The organism is Mesorhizobium sp. CO1-1-11 (genome assembly GCF_020164995.1).
GTDB classification, from domain to species: Bacteria; Pseudomonadota; Alphaproteobacteria; order Rhizobiales; family Rhizobiaceae; genus Mesorhizobium; species Mesorhizobium australicum.
The window spans coordinates 282,121-298,046 of sequence record NZ_JAIUHE010000003.1 but is presented as its reverse complement, the minus strand read 5'-3'; the positions used below and the strand labels follow the sequence as shown (position 1 = coordinate 298,046).

Sequence of the window (15,926 nt, the reverse complement as noted above, 5' to 3'; positions counted from 1 at the left end):
CCCCCCCCCCCCCGCCATTCTTCGGGCCTCAACAAGGTCTTGGCATCCATGGGATTCGATAGGATTGCTCCGGCGTCCTGGCCGTCTCGCGCGCGCGGCTCATTAACCACCGGCAAAATATCCGGTGGGGTACGCGATCGCATAATGGGTGTATACTTGTATGGCGGTGCGGGCATTATATGATCCGTGCCTTAACCTGTGCCGACTTCGAGAGGATCGACACTTGCAGCATGCCACGCCTGCCGCCCCCGCAGTGCGCGAAACATTGGAGCGACTGCTTGCCAGCGAAACGTTCGGAAGATCCGAACGGGCACGCAAGCTGTTGCGTTATCTTGTCGAGCGCGAACAGGCAGGCGAAGCCGACAGGCTCAAGGGCTTTTCCATCGCCATGGATGTCTTCGGCAAGGACGGCGATTTCGATCCTTCGACCGATGCGGTGGTGCGGGTTCAGGCCGGCCGGCTGCGCGACTTGCTGCAGCAATATTTCGCCAATGAAGGTGTTGCCGAGCCTGTCCGCATAGCCATTCCGCGCGGCGGCTATGTCCCGGCCTACGAGCTCAATGCGATCCGCTTGCCTGAGACGGCCGAACTCGCCATCCAGACGGGAGCGGCGGCGGCTCCATCGGCGCAACGCGGCACTGCCGAGAGTGCCATTGCGGCCCCTGCCTTACTGGCACCGATGGTTGCGCCGGCGCCGTCGGTGGCACGTCACCTCAGATTCTTCTGGATGGCGATCGCCGTCGTCATCGCCATGCTTGGTGTTCTGATCCTGCGTCAGGGCAGCGGTGCGCTGCTGGCAGGCGGCGACCTTGCGGCCACGCTCGAGACCGCAGGCCTCACCGGCAGCATCGAGCCGTCTCCCGCCAGCGAGGCCTTGCCGCTCGTCTACATCGCCGTCAAGGCCAGTGGCACGGATGCCAGCCGTGTCGCCGCATCGCTGCGCGCCGGCCTGAGCGGTTTCGATACGATCGACTTCATCGGTCGCGACGCGGTCGCCACGACCGATCCGGCCACCAATGCCACAAGCTTCATCTTCGATATTCTGCCTGGGCCGGATACGGGCGAAATCACGATTGAACTGCAGAGCGTGGCGACCGGACGGGTGCTTTTGTCGCGCAACCTGACCGCCGCCGACAGCGCACCGACCGCCGTCGAGAACCGTATAGCCGGCATTTTGACGTCCGCTCTTCCCGCTTCCGGCACGATCTACAGCTATATCGAACAGAGCGGCATTCAGACCGTCCTCACGCAATGCCTGACGCTCAACGACAAATATTATCTCGACCAGAACGCCCGGACCCACGAGGCCGCCTATCGCTGCCTCGAAACCCTCGCCGAACGCGGCGCCAAGTCACCGCTGGTCTACTCGGAACTCGCTTCGCTGCACCTGGAGGCCGTGAACGACCACTACGCCTATCCGCCGGATGCCACGATCGAGAAGGCGATGACATTTGCCCATCGCGCCGTGCAGATGGGACCGACCAGTCCTTATGCGCATCGCTCCTACGGCTACATCAATTCGCGTCTTGGCAACGCTGACGAGGCGCTGCGCTGGATGCGCAAGGCCTATGACCTCAATCCCTACGATCTCGCCATGGCCGCAGCTTACGGCTATGGGTTGATTTTCGCTGGCAGGTATGCCGAGGGGACGCCGATCCTGGCCCAGGCGGTGGACGCCTCCAGCGGTCATCCGACATGGTGGGATTTCGGACTTTTCGCCGGCGAACTCATGCTTGGCGACACGAACAAGGCCGCCATCGCCAGTTCCTCTTTGAGAACAACCGCAACCAAATCGCACTATCTTGCAGCCCGGCTGATCGGTGCCAAGATCGCCGGCCAGGACAATCTGGCGCGCAAGCTGCTCGACGAGCTAACCGCCAAATTTCCGAAATTCACCGCCGATCCGCGCGCGACCTTCATCGACCGGAAATATCCGCCCGATCTGACCGAGCGGCTGGTTGGGGCCCTGCGCGCGGCGGGCCTCGGCAACGCGAGCTGACGTCCCACCAACGGGTTGTTTGGACCAACCGAATTGTTGGCGCCGAAAGTAGGTGGCAAACCCCCGATACGACGGATTTGTCGGCTTTGTCAGGCGACTTCGCAAGGTCGAGAGAGCGCAAACGCCAGTCGTCGCGAAAATTTTACTGGCCATCGTGCTGGACAAGGAGCAATCCAGCCGCATTCCCATCTTCCCGTCCCGTAATCTTCCCGTCCCGTAATAAGCTTTCACATTTCAATGATCGCATCGCTTCACGCCACCGAACAGGGTGCTGGCTCGAAGGCCATCGCCCTGCTGCATGGTTTTGGCGGCTGCCACGGTGTCTGGCACGAAGTGATCCCGTCGCTGTCGCCTGCGGTGCGCACACTCGCTTATGACTTGCCGGGGCACGGGCTGTCGCTCGATTTCCCCGGCGCCGGCCCGGCCAAGGTGGCGGCAAGGGCCGTCCTGACCGATCTTGCCGCGCGATCGGTGAAGCGCGTTCATCTGGTGGGCCACTCGATGGGCGGCGCGGTGGCGACGCTGATGGCACTGGCCGAACCCGAGAGGGTGGCCTCGCTGACACTTCTGGCGCCGGGCGGCTTCGGCCCCGAGATCAACGGCCCGCTGTTGCGCCGCTTTGCCGCCTCATGGGATCCCTCCGACATCCGGGCGTGCCTAAGCGCGATGTCGGGACCGCTGACGCGCGCCGTCGACCGCACCGTGGATACCCTTCGCGACATGCGCGAGCGACCCGGCCAGGTGGAGAAACTCATCGAGATTGCTGCCGCCATGACCAGCGACGACCGGCAGGGCGTCATCCCGCACGACCGGTTGGACACACTGACCATGCCGGTGATGGTGGTATGGGGGAGCAATGACCCGATGCTACCCGTTACCCAAATGGATGGTCTGCCCGCGCGATTTCACGTGCACCACGTGCTGGAGGCTGGCCATATGCTGATCGAGGAGGCGCCCGATCTGGTCGCCGCGATCATCCAGCGCAACACGAACCGCCGCGCCAGGCCCTTGCGCCCGAAACTCGCTGCGACCGGCTGAGACGTCCCGCGCGGCACCAAGCGGGCGCCTTGCCGTCTTGATCTCGCGAGTGCATTTTGCCTTCGGCTGTGTTAACTGCCTGTTAACCAAACCCGCGAGGCCACGCCGATGAAGGACGCAGGCGAGAAGATCGATCCGTCAAAGAAACTGTCCGATGCCATCCGTGATGTGAAGAATGCCTTCGCTGACCGCGACGATGTCGTCGTCGACATGCGCGAGGCGCACCGCATGCGCCTGGACCTGTTGGCCGCGGACCTCGCGCCCATCTTCGCCGACGTTCCAGCCGACATGGACAATTTCGACTTTGTCGTCTCCTCGGGGCTGCAGCCGCGCCTGTGGATCGACGCCGTCAGCCATGTCGCGATGGGACGCGACCGTCGCACCTACCGCTTCCTCAAGGATACACGCATTGGCCGGGTCGTGCTTGCCGAGTCGACCGAGATGAAGCTGGTCGCCGATTCCGTGACGCGTTATGTGGCCGAGCGCATCGTCGAGCGCCAGAGGATGATGGAAGGTGGCGTCGAGCCGGCGGTCGCCGGCATGAAACGCGCCCAGGTCGCGGAAGCCGAGCCACCGCTGCGAGCATCGACGCAAGGCAAGGGCTGGTCGGCCTTCCTGTCCGGGCTTGGGCTGGTCGCCGCCGGCGCGCTGGTTGGTCTGGCGGTGTCGGCCGCGCTGCTGTGGGACCGCATCTCGGCCATGGTTCTCAACTGGCGGCCATAGCCTCGCCGGGCTCGACCCCGAGTTCCAGGCTCTGCAGGTCGGAAGGCGGCATTGACGGTCCGGTCAGACCGCGCCGCGTCAGGTGGATACGCCAGTTACCCTTTTCGCCGTCGATATCGAACAGATTGTACTGTGCTGCCGGGTGATTGCCGCCAGGCGCCTGGCCGGCGGCGGCGACGCCGACGACCGGGATCTTTGCACCGCGAAGCCCAATCTGGAACAGCGACGGCAGATGCGAATGGCCGTGCAGCACAAGCTCCGCGCCATGGCGACGGACGATTTTGTGGAAGCGGGCGATGCCGAACAGCCGCTTGTGCTGGGAGACGGCGCCCCGCAGGGGCGGATGATGGATCATGATCGCGCGGAACAGCCCTTGCTTCGCCGTGCTCTCGAGTATCTTGCCGAGCCGAGCCGCCTGCCCCTCCATGAAGAAACCATTGGCCATGAAGGGCGCCGTGGCGCGCGCCGTCGAGACCCCGATCAGCGCGACATTGCCGCGCACGCGCAGATAGGGGAAGGCATTGCGGTCGACCGGCGTGTTGACACCGTCGCCGCTCATCCACGCCGCCCACGACCGGCAGACCTTGTCGAAGGCGCCGGGCACATAGGCATCATGGTTTCCCGGCACCACCGAAACGTCACGCGGTGGCCCCAACGTCTCCAGCCAGTGTTTGGCCATCTCGATCTCACCGTCGAGCGCCAGGTTCACGAGGTCGCCGGTGACGGCGAGATGGTCCGGGTTTTGCGCCTTGATATCGGCGACGATGGCGTCGATGACGGCGTCGTGCATGTGGCGGCGGCGGTTGCGCTGCCAGTTGACGTAACCGAGCACGCGCTTGGAGGCGAGATCGCGATAGGATACATCGGGCAGCGGCCCCAGATGGACATCGGAAATATGCGCGAGCCTGAACATCCCTCCTTCATAGGCGACGTGCGCGCCCCTTTCCACCCACGGTTTCGCTACTGATGGCGAGCGACGAGGAGGCTCCGTTCCGCCAGACCGGCTGGGCGGGTTTGAGGGCCCGGCTGTTCCATCTCTATTTCGTGCTGCGGCGGCCAATGACGCTCGGTGTGCGCGGCCTGATCCACGATGCCGCCACCAATTCCGTCTTCCTCATCCGCCATACCTATGTGCCCGGTTGGCAGCTTCCCGGCGGCGGCGTCGAGGTCGGCGAGACGATGGCCGAAGCGCTGGCGCGCGAACTTTACGAGGAAGGCAACATCCAGATCACGGACGCGCCGATTCTCAAATCGATGCATTTCAACCGCCGTGCCAGCCGGCGCGACCATGTCGGCTTCTACCTCGTCGAGCATTTCAGCCGCACCGCACCGAAACTGCCAGACCATGAAATCGCCGAGGCCGGCTTTTTCCCGCTCGATCGCCTGCCGGAGGGCACGACGCCGGCAACGCTGCGGCGGATCGCCGAAATTTTCGCCAACGTGCCAGCATCGCCCTATTGGTAGTCAGGCAGCAGCCCTTCCGAACCGCGCCCGATCATGCGGCGCGCCATAGTCGAGCGTCGGCCCGACCGGCACGATCCGGGTCGGGTTGATGGTCTCGTGGCTGCCGTAATAATGCGCCTTGATGTGGCGCAGGTTCACGGTCCCGGCGACGCCAGGCACGCTATAGAGGTCGCGCAGATAGTTCGACAGGTTCGAATAGTCGGCGATGCGGCGCAGGTTGCACTTGAAGTGTCCGACATAGACCGGGTCAAAGCGCACCAGGGTGGTGAACAGCCGCCAGTCGGCCTCCGTGATGCGATCACCCACTAGGTAGCGCTGCCTGGAAAGGCGATGTTCCAGAGTATCGAGCGCCGAAAACAGCGCGCCGAACGCCTCCTCATAGGCCGCTTGCGTGGTGGCGAAACCGGCTCGATAGACGCCATTGTTGACGGCGGGATAGACCAGCCCGTTGATCGCGTCGATCTCGCCGCGCAAGGCCTCGGGGTAGAAGTCGAAGCTGGCGTCGCCCCATTCGTCGAAGGCCGAATTGAGCATCCGGATGATCTCGGAGGATTCGTTGGAGACGATCGTCTGTTCCTTCTTGTCCCACAGCACCGGCACCGTCACCCGGCCTGAATAGGCAGGATCGGCCTTGGTGTAGATCTGGTGCAGGAAGTCGAGACCATAGAGCGTGTCGCCGGTGGCGCCGTCCTCGGCGAGAAACGTCCAACCGTCCGCGCCCATGAAATGGTGAACCACCGAGACGGAGATGATGCCTTCCAGCCTCTTCAGCGTGCGAAAAATCAGCGTCCGGTGCGCCCAGGGACAGGCGAGTGAGATGTAAAGGTGATAGCGGCCGGGCTCCGCCTTGAAGCCGCGACTGCGGCCTTCGGCGGGTTTGCCGTCGTGCGTGATCCAGTCGCGCCATTGCGACTGCGCCCGCACGAACTTGCCGCCACTGTTCTTCGTGTCGTACCAGCGATCCTGCCATTTGCCGTCGACGAGCAATCCCATGAATTGTCCTTTCGGGTTTCCCGTCATGTAGGGCGCGATGCGGCAAGGCGGAAAGCATCCAGGGCTGAACAGATCGTCAATCGGTAGTGCCAGCGAACGGGTCGATTGCGGCGGCGCAAAATTGATGCTAGCGGACACTCCGCATGTTCGACTTTGCTTTGATCCGGTTTGACCGACGACGAAAGGGCGCCCGCGCTTGATGAAGCGCTGACTGGCGAATGCTGCCGTTTGCAGCAACCTTTCCTCCTCTACCGGAACGCAAAGACCATGAGCCTTGCCGACGTGAAATACCTGCCGGAAACTCCGGCGCATGACCCTCAAATCGAAGCCATTAACGACGAGGCCTTCGGCCCCGGCCGTTTCGTGCTGGCCGCCTACAAGATCCGCGAGGCCGGCGGCCACGAGCGCGCCCTGTCCTTTGTCGCGGTCGACGGCGACCTCGTCGTCGCCTCGGTGCGCATGACCCGCATAGCGGCGGGGGCCGGCCGGGCGCTGATGCTTGGGCCACTCGCGGTACGGCCGGCCTTCAAGAACCTCGGCATCGGCCGCCGGCTGGTAGCGATCGCGCTGGAGGCGGCCGCCAAGGCTGGCGCGCCGGCCGTCATCCTGGTTGGCGACGAACCTTATTACGGGCCGCTCGGCTTCAAGCGCATCCCCCGTGGTCAGATTTCGATGCCTAGGCCTGTCGACCTCGACCGCCTTTTGTCGCACGAGATCACGCCCGGCGCGGTTGCCAGGCTTTCCGGCGAGGTCGGTCACGCCAGCCAGGCCAGGGCCGCCGAGCACGTCTAGGCGATGGCTTGACCCGGCCTTTCAATCCGGGCCTGATCCGTCCCTGTTTGATAGCAAGCCCATTCTCACGGGAAGGATGACGCCATGAATCCCAGCGGCCAGATAGCAATCGTGACCGGCGGCGGCTCCGGCCTTGGCGAGGCAACCGCTCGTGCGCTTGCCGCCAAGGGAGCCAACGTTGCCATCTTCGATGTCGGCATCGAGCGCGCGGCCAAGGTCGCGGCCGAGATCGGCGGCATCGCCGTCCAGTGCGACGTCGCGAGTGCCGACAGTGCCGTCGCCGCCCTGGCCGAGGCTGCCGCCAAGCTGGGCGAGCCGCGCATCCTGGTCAATTGCGCCGGCATCGCCATCGGCGTGAAGACGATCGGCAAGGATGGACCGCATCCGCTCGACCAGTACCGCAGGGTGATCGAGGTCAATCTGATCGGCACGTTCAACATGATCCGCCTGGTCGCCGACCGCGCCGCGAAACTCGAGCCGCTGCGGGGCGGCGAGCGCGGCGTCATCGTCAACACCGCTTCGGTCGCCGCCTATGACGGCCAGATCGGCCAGGCCGCCTATTCGGCTTCGAAGGGCGGCGTCGTCGGCATGACGCTGCCGGTGGCGCGCGATCTCGCCCGATCCGGCATTCGGGTCTGCACCATCGCGCCCGGCATCTTCAAGACGCCGATGATGGCCGGCATGCCGCAGGAGGTGCAGGATTCGCTGGGCGCCGCCGTGCCTTTCCCGTCGCGCCTCGGCGAACCATCCGAATATGCCGCGCTTGCCCTGCACATCGTCGAAAACCAGATGCTGAACGGCGAGACCATCCGCCTCGACGGCGCCATCCGCATGGCGCCGAAGTAAGGCGTGTCGCCCCAAGCTGCGAAGCGGTTTGCGCGGGCACCTCCCCTTGCCAAGTCCGGCATCATCGGCTGACAAGTGGAATAGGAAATCAACTTGGCAGGGCGAGAAACCTTGGACGATCGAAAGAAGGATGTCATCCGCGAGACCGACGCCGAGGCGATCCGCCTGGCGAAAACGCTTCTGCGCAGTGCCCGTTTCGGCGCCCTGGCGGTGCTGGAACCGGGGACCGGGGCGCCGCTGGCGAGCCGGGTCGGCGTCGCCACCGACATTGACGGCGCACCGCTCATCCTGGTGTCGATGCTCGCGGCGCACACGTCGGCCCTGCTTGCCGATCCCCGCTGTTCCCTTCTGCTCGGGGAGCCCGGCAAAGGCGATCCGCTGGCGCATCCGCGGCTGACGCTGGCCTGCCAGGCCTCGCGGCTGGAGCGCGGCTCGCAGGCCCAAGCTCGCGCCGCGCGCCGCTATCTCAACCGCAATCCCAAGGCGAGCCTCTATGCCGGGCTCGGCGACTTCTCAATCTTTCGCCTTGAGCCGCAGCGCGCCAGTCTCAACGGCGGCTTCGGCAAGGCCTATCTGCTCGACCGGGCCGATCTGGTCACCGCCGGGCCGATTGTCGAAGAGCTCGCGGCGAGCGAACAGTCAGCCGTCGAGCACATGAATGCGGACCATCTCGACGCGATCGCCAACTACGCCCATCATTTTGCCAAGGCGCCAGGTGCTGGCTGGAGCATCGCCGGGCTGGACGCCGATGGCATGGATCTGGTGTCCGGGGACGATGTTTGCCGGGTATTCTTCCCACAACCACTGGCAAATTCGCAGGAATTGCGTCCCGTTCTGGTTGAAATGGCGAGGGCCGCCAAGGCGGCATCCTAGGCGCAAAGCGAGATTAAATTGCATTTGATCAAAAGCAACGCTTGAGATTTGAAAGAAATGTTCTAGGCTTTAGGTGTGGTGCTGACTCGTCGGCACCTTCACACGTGAATTTATGGATTCAGGCGCCATTGCCCCCATGGCGCCTCGATGAGCAAACAGCATGGGGCATCAATGGTCTCGACAAAGCTAATCGCCAACGCCGAATCAGCTGCCGAATTTCTGATGCTGATGGGCAACGAAAAACGGCTGTTGATCATGAGCTATCTGATCGACGGCGAAATGTCGGTCGGCGCCATCGCCGAAAAGGTGATGCTTAGCCAATCCGCCCTCTCGCAGCATTTGGCCAAGCTGCGGGCGCTGGACCTCGTGGACACCCGCCGCGATCGCCAGATGATCTACTATTCCTGCAAATCCGATGCCGTGCGCGAACTGCTCGCCATGCTGGAAGGCATTTTCGGCGGCGGCAAGGAGGATCTGTCCCAAATGGCGCAGAGGTTGCGCCGCGCCGGGACTTGACCGGACGCTGCCGCGGTCGTTTACCTCGCTGACGATTTCCGGAGCGTGGTTGGTGTGTCTTTCCCGGCGCACGGACCGCGCTTTCCATTGTTGAGCGGGACATGGACCCAATTCGCATCGACGATCCACGCGATCCGCGCGTCGCAGCCTATCTCGATATTCGCGAGCGCGATCTGGCGGGCCGGCAAGGCCGCTTCGTCGCCGAGGGCAAAGTGGTGCTCGACCTGCTTTTGTCGTCGAGCCGCTTCACCGCCGAATCCATCCTGATCCTGGAAAACCGGCTTGGCGGCCTGGAGGAGGTGCTGCGCAAGGCGCAAGCGGACCTGCCGGTCTACGTCGTCGCCAGCGGGGTGATGGACGCGATTGCCGGATTCCACATGCACCGCGGCATCCTGGCCATCGGCCGCAAGGAGACGCCGCAGCCGGCCGGGTCATTGCTGGATGCCTTGCCCGCTCAAGCCCTGATCGTCGTGCCTGTCGGCATCGCCAACCACGACAATATGGGTTCGATCTTCCGCAACGCCGCCGCTTTCGGCGCCAATGCGGTGCTGATGGACGGGACATGCTGTGATCCGCTGTACCGCAAGGCGATCCGGGTTTCGGTCGGCGCCGCGCTCAAGATCCCTTTTGCGTCCTTCACCGACACCGCGGGCTTCACCGCGGAGCTCGACCGCCGGGGCTATGACCAGTTCGCATTGTCACCGCGCGGCCGGATCGACATACGCGATGCACGGCGCGGCGAGCGGCTGGCACTCTATCTCGGCACCGAGGGCGAAGGCCTGCCCGAAAGCCTGCTTGCCCGCCTGCAAACCGTGCGGATCACCATGTCGAAGGGCTTCGACAGCTTGAACGTCGCTGCCGCCTCGGCCATTGCCCTGCATCATTTCTCGCGCTGACGATCATGTGAGCCAGGACACGGCGAAAGCGTCAGCCTGCACGGCGTCAGTTGGCTTCTGCTTTCTGCAAGGCGCGCACGCGATCGGCGAGGCTGCGGTCGTTGCCGGCAGAGCGATTGTCCTGCGGCGCGGCGAGCGCCTTGGCGATTGGTGAATCGGGGCCTTCGAGCTTGGCCGTCAGGTGGACCACCTCCGCCGCCAGCTCATTCATCTGCTCGCGCAGCGCGGCACCATTGCCGTTCGTCAAACCCGACGATGCCGCGGCGCCGAGATCCGCCTTGAGGCGCTTGTTCTCGCGCGCCAGCGCCGTCAGCCTGGCCTCCAGCCGTTCGCGGTCGCCGTCAAGCTTGGCAATCGCCCGGTCCAAATCGTCGCGCTTGCCGGCCTCCTCGTGCCGGGCCGGCTCATCTGGCTTGCCGACCAGCCGCAGGGCCGGTGCGCCGTCCTCGGTTTTCGATTTTTCCCGCAACCGCGCCAATTCCTTTTCCCGCCGATCAAGCTTGTCCTCACGGTCGGCGAGCGTTGCGAGCAGCCGCTGGACCTTCTTGTCGAGTTCAGCGGCCCTTTTCTTCTCGGCCTTCAGGGCATCGCGCGCGGCCTTGCTTTCGGCCACGATCTCCTGGCTGCGCCGATCCGCTTCCTTGCGCTGGCCGCGCAGCAGCACGATATCGCTGGCAAGCTTCTGCAATTCGGATTCGCGGGCCACGAGTTCGATCTGGCGGCTGCTGGAGGCAAAACTGGCGTCGTCATACATGTGCTCCAGCTTCTCGAGATCGAGCGCCCGCCTTTCCAGCTTTCGTTCGGTTTCCTTGAGCCGCTCCGAAAGCTGATGCAGTTCCTCTTCGCGCTGTCGAAGCGCTTCGTTCTTGGCGCCGAGTTCGGCGAGCGCGTGGTCCTTGTCCGTGCGCTCGACCGCCAGCGCCTTCAGCGCCTCGCGGCCGCGATTGATCTCGACGAGTTGTTCGGCCGCCTTCTCGCGCAGCGTCTTGACGTTGATTTCGAGGCGCCGCGTCGTCATGGCGTATTCGGCCCGGATCCGGTCCTTGTCGGCCTGGATCTCGGCTTGCGTCAGCGGAATGGAGGCCTCGATGCGCCTGCGGGTCAGTGCGACGGCACGCCGCCAGACGGCGGGAGCCACCATCAGCGCCAGAAAGCCGGCACAGAGAAAGCCGAGGGCAAAGAACAGGACCGACTGAACCAAAGGACTACCCGTTATCGACGACAACTTGGAAGGCTGGACCGTGCCATCTTGGCATGGCGGAAATCCGGCACCGCGGCAAGGGCTTGCCGCGGCCCATTCGGGTCGTCGGTTGAGGAATCCGGTCGAACCGTCCGTGATTCGCTCATATCGGCCGGATCAGAACGGATTCCAGGTCGCCCGCTCGGTCAGTTTCAGGTAGCCCAGATTGACGCCGAGCCGGGCGCCGACGCCGGTACGGATCGGCACCAGCAGCACATTGTTGTTCTTCAGCACGTTGAAGCCGACACCCGCCACCACATAGGCCGAACCAGCGACGCCGCCATAGCGATTGTAGAGGTTGCCGACATCGTCGAGATTGTAGACCAGCATCATCACGCGTGACCCCTCGCCGCCGAAATCCCAGCCCAGCGACGGGCCTTGCCAGAACACTTTGTGATCGCCGGCATTCTTGGTGTAGAGCGTGCCTTCGCCATAGGTCAGGCCGCCGATCAGCGCACCGGATCCCTCCTCCCCAAGCAGGTAGCCATTGGGCAGACCGTAGGAGGCGAAAATCTTCTCCACGACGGTGGCCAACCCGCCCGACGTCGCGCCGAAGAACTTGTGGCCGGAATCGACAATCTCCTGAGCGGTGTACTCCTGCGCCCGCAGGGGCGATGTCGAGAAGACGAGAACGCCTATGAGCGCGATCGCCATTGAGAGGACACGGAGAAAACTCCGGTCATAGATTCGGGAAAACATGCTTCCAATCTCCGTCATGAAGCACTTTCGCCGACGCCTCGCATCCGTACGGCTCTTTAGGCGGCCGTTAAGGATGACTGTTAGGGGCAAACTATGCCGTAATCCTTTTTCAACCATTAAACTCCCACATGAAGATGGCGGTTCGAAGGCTCTTGGCCGCTCAAAGGGGACACGCAGCCTGCGTGAACGCGCCATATGCCATGACGGCAATTTTGGATTTGTTGCTGCACGCACGGGCGCTGTGTATTCAGAAAGCCTTGGGTTGAAGCGTGATTCGTGTGGGCAGGCGCGAAGATCGATCGCTCGGCCGTCAAATGGAAGATTTTGCAGGGATTTCGCCGATGGCCGATCTGTTCACCCTTACCGCTCCCGACCTGGCGGCACTTTTATGCAGCCGCGTCTGCCACGACATCATCTCGCCGGTCGGCGCGATCAACAACGGGCTTGAACTGCTCGACGAGGGCGGCGCCGACGAAGACGCCATGCGGCTCATCCGTCAGAGTGCAAAAAACGCTTCGGCGCGTTTGCAGTTCGCCCGCATCGCCTTTGGCGCGGCCGGCTCGGCGGGCATGATGATCGACACCGGAGATGCCGAGGCCGTCGCCATCGCCTTCCTCAAGAACGAAAAGCCGGAATTGGTCTGGAATGGAACCCGTGCGCTGCTGCCCAAGAACAAGGTCAAGCTGCTGCTCAACCTGCTGCTGGTCGCCAACGCCGCCATTCCGCGCGGCGGCAAGCTGGTCGTGACGCTCGAGAATCTCGAAACCGAGCCGCGTTTTTCGCTTTCGGCAAGCGGGCCGATGCTGCGTGTGCCGCCGAAATTCCTCGAACTGCATTCCGGCCACAAGCCGGAAGAGCCGATCGACGCGCATTCGGTGCAACCTTATTACACGCTGCTGTTGGCCCGCGAGGCCAACATGACGATTTCGATCCACGCGACGCCTGAAGAAATCGTTCTTTCAGTGGCCTGAAAGTCGGCGCCGGCAGCGCGACCAAACGAAGTATTTCAGTCTGAAATATTTCATTGACGCCACAATCGCGGCGCGATGATCTTTGCCCGCTCGTCGACACCGAAGCATCCGCAAGGAAAAACCCGCCGAACGGTTTCTTTGCAAAAATTTTACCTAACGGCTTTTCGGCTTCTTTACCAGATCGGTCTAGGCTGCACCGTAGATGCCCCGCACGACTGGATCGCCCAAGGGCAAAGAGGACGCGGAAATGAAACGCTGCATGTTTGTCGACGATTCAAGCGTCATCAGGAAGGTTGCAAAACGCATCCTGGGCGGTTCCGACATGATGGTCATCGAGGCGGCCAGCGGGCTTGACGCACTGGAGATGTGCGCCGCCGACATGCCCGACATCATCGTCATCGACGGCGCCTTGCCGGATATGCAGGCGGTCGACCTCATCCGGCGCGTGCGCGCCATGGAAAGCCCGATCCGGCCGCAGATCCTGATCTCGCTGGTCGAACTCGATATCGCGTCGATCATGCGAGCCAAGCGCGCCGGCGCCCAGGGCTATCTGTTGAAGCCCTTCAATCGCCCGCAACTGCTCGAACGTTTTCGCGCCTTGAAAATCGCTGCCTGAACGGAAGCTGTTCCAGGCAAACCGCGCGGTGGTCTGTCGTGTCGCACAAAAACAAATAATTGCTCCACAATGCAAAAAACCCGGCCAAGCCGGGTTTTTTAGAAGTGCCTTGCCGGCTGCGCTCAGGCGCTGACGCGGATATCTTCCGGTTCGCGCAGCACATAGCCGCGGCCCCAGACAGTCTCGATGTAGTTCTGGCCCCCGGACGCGGCGTCGAGCTTCTTGCGCAGCTTGCAGATGAAGACGTCGATGATCTTCAATTCCGGCTCGTCCATGCCGCCATAGAGGTGGTTGAGGAACATTTCCTTGGTGAGCGTGGTGCCCTTGCGCAGCGAGAGCAGCTCCAGCATCTGGTATTCCTTGCCGGTGAGGTGCACGCGCTGGCCGCCGACTTCGACGGTCTTGGCGTCGAGGTTGACCACCAGGTCACCGGTGGTGATGACCGACTGGGCGTGTCCCTTCGAGCGGCGCACGATGGCGTGGATGCGCGCCACCAGCTCGTCCTTGTGGAACGGCTTGGTCATGTAGTCGTCGGCGCCGAAGCCGAGGCCGCGTACCTTGTCCTCGATGCCGGCCATGCCGGAGAGGATGAGGATGGGCGTCTTTACCTTGGAGAGGCGAAGCGTTCTCAAGACCTCGTAGCCGGACATGTCCGGTAGGTTGAGATCGAGAAGGATGATGTCGTAGTCGTAGAGCTTGCCCAGATCGACACCCTCTTCGCCGAGGTCTGTCGTATAGACGTTGAAACTTTCTGATTTCAGCATCAGCTCGATGCTTTGTGCGGTTGCACTGTCATCTTCTATCAGCAGAACACGCATTTCATTCCCCTTTTCTGCCGCCGGACCATTTCACGACCCGTCCTGTCCCGGAGCAGTGGTTGCCTTGTGCAGAGGCTGCCATCGAATGGTTAACAAAACCTAATTTCCCGTCCAATACGGTATCAGATTTTTTAACCCCTTTCTACACCCTCTTGAATCTAATAACGAATCACAGACCAAAATTCCTAATGCAGCACATTAATAACCCGGACTAAGTGACTCCAGGGACTCATCGACGCGGCTTCGCTTCGGCGGCCGGAATTTTTACCCGGCCTTAAGCCCTGACCCGTATGATTAACAATGCCCGTAAACGAATGGTTACCGTCGGCAAAAAACTTTAGGGTTTTGTTTCCCATAGTGCGGGGAAAGCCGGTGGATACGGGCAACGCTTGGACCTTTCCAGGTGGTTTGGACGATATGTGCGGGTGTGCGTTTCCGGGAGTACCGAATCATGAAGTCACGTGAAAACCTCGTTCGGCTGAAGCAATTTCAGGTGAATGAGAAGCGGCGCCAGCTGCTGCAGCTCGACATGATGATCGCCGAGTTCGAGCGCATGGCCGTCGAATTGGAGCTTCAGATCACCGCCGAGGAAAAGAAAGCCGGCATCACAGATATCAATCATTTCGCCTATCCGACCTTCGCCAAGGCGGCGCGCCTGCGCCGCGACAATCTCAGGAACTCGCAAGGCGACCTCGCCCAGCAGCGAAGCGCCGCCGAATCATTACTCGGCGAAGCTGAAGCGGAGCTTTCCAAGGCTGAGATGCTGGAATCGCGCGATACCAAGGTTCGCGAGACCGAAACTGGCGGCCGCAGCGCCATGATCGGCTGAGTCGGCAGACATTGGCGCTATTTGGCGCACAAGCGCGCGCCCTGTCAGGCGACAGCTCGAACCGGCAACAGCAAGCCGCCGCGGAAGCGCTGCTGGCACGCAAGACCTACGCCGCCCAATCCTCCTTTTTGGCGCTGGCCCTCGCCCGGGCATCCCTAATATCAGGCCAGGTCGTGGGCGAGTTCGGTTAGTTCATATTCGACGCGTGGCAAGCGCGCCATTGTGCAGCCGGCCTTTGCGCAGCGCGCAGACCACCAGACCGAGCCATTTGCTGGCCAATAGACCGTTACTCTCCAAGCAGGAGAGATTTAATGGGTGCCATTACCCCAAAATTCAGTTGGCGGACCCGACGTTCTTGTCACCGCTGAATTGCCCGATCCCACGCCGCAGGCCGGCGGCGTGCTGGCGTCACTGCTGAACGTCAACGACGCCGCGCGCGCCGACGCCAGTTCGCGCGATATCAGGGTCGAGCGCATGTCGGTGGTGCCCGACCGCGAGGGCTTGCCGGGTTGATCGACGCGCAAAAGCCTGCCGTCCATGTCGCCAGGACTTTTCCACTCGACCAGGCGGGAGCCGCCGACGCCTTTCTCACAACCAAGCCGATCGGCAAGGT

General features: G+C 62.8%; 18 protein-coding genes. 13 read left to right on the top strand and 5 right to left on the bottom strand.

All coding sequences use genetic code 11. From position 1 onward, the window contains the following. Window positions 1-223: 223 nt before the first annotated feature. The 3 genes from LB554_RS05310 to LB554_RS05300 all read left to right on the top strand — a co-directional run bounded on the left by LB554_RS05310 (window position 224) and on the right by LB554_RS05300 (window position 3,760). Window positions 224-1,999 carry a hypothetical protein gene (locus tag LB554_RS05310; protein WP_140617646.1) on the top strand — a complete coding sequence of 592 codons (1,776 nt, stop codon included), beginning with the start codon at window positions 224-226 and terminating at the stop codon, window positions 1,997-1,999. A gap of 237 nt (window positions 2,000-2,236) precedes the next feature. Beyond that, window positions 2,237-3,037 carry an alpha/beta fold hydrolase gene (locus tag LB554_RS05305; RefSeq protein ID WP_224583416.1) on the top strand — a complete coding sequence of 267 codons (801 nt, stop codon included), beginning with the start codon at window positions 2,237-2,239 and terminating at the stop codon, window positions 3,035-3,037. Window positions 3,038-3,145: 108 nt separating this feature from the next. After that, window positions 3,146-3,760 carry a hypothetical protein gene (locus LB554_RS05300; RefSeq protein ID WP_224583415.1) on the top strand — a complete coding sequence of 205 codons (615 nt, stop codon included), beginning with the start codon at window positions 3,146-3,148 and terminating at the stop codon, window positions 3,758-3,760. On the opposite strand, the gene LB554_RS05295 is transcribed toward LB554_RS05300, so the two are convergent. Beyond that, window positions 3,744-4,673, bottom strand: a complete 930-nt coding sequence (locus tag LB554_RS05295; protein WP_224583414.1) for a metallophosphoesterase family protein — start codon at window positions 4,671-4,673, stop codon at window positions 3,744-3,746. The genes LB554_RS05300 and LB554_RS05295 overlap by 17 nt on opposite strands. Window positions 4,674-4,726: 53 nt before the next feature. Here LB554_RS05295 and LB554_RS05290 point away from each other — a divergent pair, with 53 nt between their 5' ends. Further along, the gene (locus LB554_RS05290; protein ID WP_015316005.1) at window positions 4,727-5,224 is read left to right on the top strand and encodes an NUDIX domain-containing protein; all 498 of its coding nucleotides are present in this window, start codon (window positions 4,727-4,729) and stop codon (window positions 5,222-5,224) included. Here LB554_RS05290 and LB554_RS05285 read toward each other — a convergent pair whose 3' ends face one another. Continuing rightward, window positions 5,225-6,217: a glutathione S-transferase family protein gene (locus LB554_RS05285; RefSeq protein ID WP_140823182.1), complete on the bottom strand. Its 993-nt coding sequence runs from the start codon at window positions 6,215-6,217 to the stop codon at window positions 5,225-5,227. It abuts the gene before it with no gap. A 267-nt stretch (window positions 6,218-6,484) separates the two neighbouring features. On the opposite strand from LB554_RS05285, the gene LB554_RS05280 reads away from it, so the two are divergent. The 5 genes from LB554_RS05280 to LB554_RS05260 all read left to right on the top strand — a co-directional run bounded on the left by LB554_RS05280 (window position 6,485) and on the right by LB554_RS05260 (window position 10,140). Then, window positions 6,485-7,009, top strand: coding sequence for a GNAT family N-acetyltransferase (locus LB554_RS05280; RefSeq protein ID WP_015316003.1), 525 nt, complete (start codon window positions 6,485-6,487; stop codon window positions 7,007-7,009). An 84-nt stretch (window positions 7,010-7,093) separates the two neighbouring features. Beyond that, the gene (locus tag LB554_RS05275; protein WP_015316002.1) at window positions 7,094-7,855 is read left to right on the top strand and encodes a 3-hydroxyacyl-CoA dehydrogenase; all 762 of its coding nucleotides are present in this window, start codon (window positions 7,094-7,096) and stop codon (window positions 7,853-7,855) included. 111 nt (window positions 7,856-7,966) lie between these two features. Continuing rightward, window positions 7,967-8,728, top strand: a complete 762-nt coding sequence (locus LB554_RS05270; protein ID WP_224583413.1) for a HugZ family protein — start codon at window positions 7,967-7,969, stop codon at window positions 8,726-8,728. Between the two features lie 171 nt (window positions 8,729-8,899). Further along, window positions 8,900-9,244 (top strand): ArsR/SmtB family transcription factor, encoded by a 345-nt coding sequence (locus tag LB554_RS05265; protein WP_015316000.1) that lies wholly within the window; start codon window positions 8,900-8,902, stop codon window positions 9,242-9,244. A 101-nt stretch (window positions 9,245-9,345) separates the two neighbouring features. Next, window positions 9,346-10,140: a TrmH family RNA methyltransferase gene (locus LB554_RS05260; RefSeq protein ID WP_224583412.1), complete on the top strand. Its 795-nt coding sequence runs from the start codon at window positions 9,346-9,348 to the stop codon at window positions 10,138-10,140. 46 nt (window positions 10,141-10,186) lie between these two features. Here the strand turns inward: LB554_RS05260 and LB554_RS05255 are convergent, their stop codons facing one another. Then, on the bottom strand, window positions 10,187-11,341 hold the full coding sequence (locus LB554_RS05255) for a hypothetical protein (protein WP_141906214.1): 1,155 nt from the start codon (window positions 11,339-11,341) through the stop codon (window positions 10,187-10,189). Between the two features lie 156 nt (window positions 11,342-11,497). Then, entirely contained in the window at window positions 11,498-12,034 is a 537-nt protein-coding gene (locus tag LB554_RS05250; protein ID WP_224583420.1) for a DUF1134 domain-containing protein, read from the bottom strand. A 386-nt stretch (window positions 12,035-12,420) separates the two neighbouring features. On the opposite strand from LB554_RS05250, the gene chpT reads away from it, so the two are divergent. Further along, on the top strand, window positions 12,421-13,050 hold the full coding sequence (chpT, locus tag LB554_RS05245) for a histidine phosphotransferase ChpT (RefSeq protein ID WP_015315996.1): 630 nt from the start codon (window positions 12,421-12,423) through the stop codon (window positions 13,048-13,050). A 247-nt stretch (window positions 13,051-13,297) separates the two neighbouring features. After that, window positions 13,298-13,666: a PleD family two-component system response regulator gene (locus LB554_RS05240; RefSeq protein ID WP_015315995.1), complete on the top strand. Its 369-nt coding sequence runs from the start codon at window positions 13,298-13,300 to the stop codon at window positions 13,664-13,666. A gap of 122 nt (window positions 13,667-13,788) precedes the next feature. Here LB554_RS05240 and ctrA read toward each other — a convergent pair whose 3' ends face one another. Continuing rightward, complete coding sequence (ctrA, locus tag LB554_RS05235) at window positions 13,789-14,484, bottom strand: response regulator transcription factor CtrA (RefSeq protein WP_006203583.1); 696 nt, start codon at window positions 14,482-14,484, stop codon at window positions 13,789-13,791. A gap of 451 nt (window positions 14,485-14,935) precedes the next feature. Between ctrA and LB554_RS05230 the strand changes: the two genes are divergently transcribed. Next, window positions 14,936-15,313: a flagellar export protein FliJ gene (locus tag LB554_RS05230; protein WP_140617636.1), complete on the top strand. Its 378-nt coding sequence runs from the start codon at window positions 14,936-14,938 to the stop codon at window positions 15,311-15,313. Window positions 15,314-15,628: 315 nt separating this feature from the next. Beyond that, window positions 15,629-15,826: a hypothetical protein gene (locus LB554_RS05225; RefSeq protein ID WP_224583411.1), complete on the top strand. Its 198-nt coding sequence runs from the start codon at window positions 15,629-15,631 to the stop codon at window positions 15,824-15,826. Window positions 15,827-15,926: the final 100 nt, after the last annotated feature.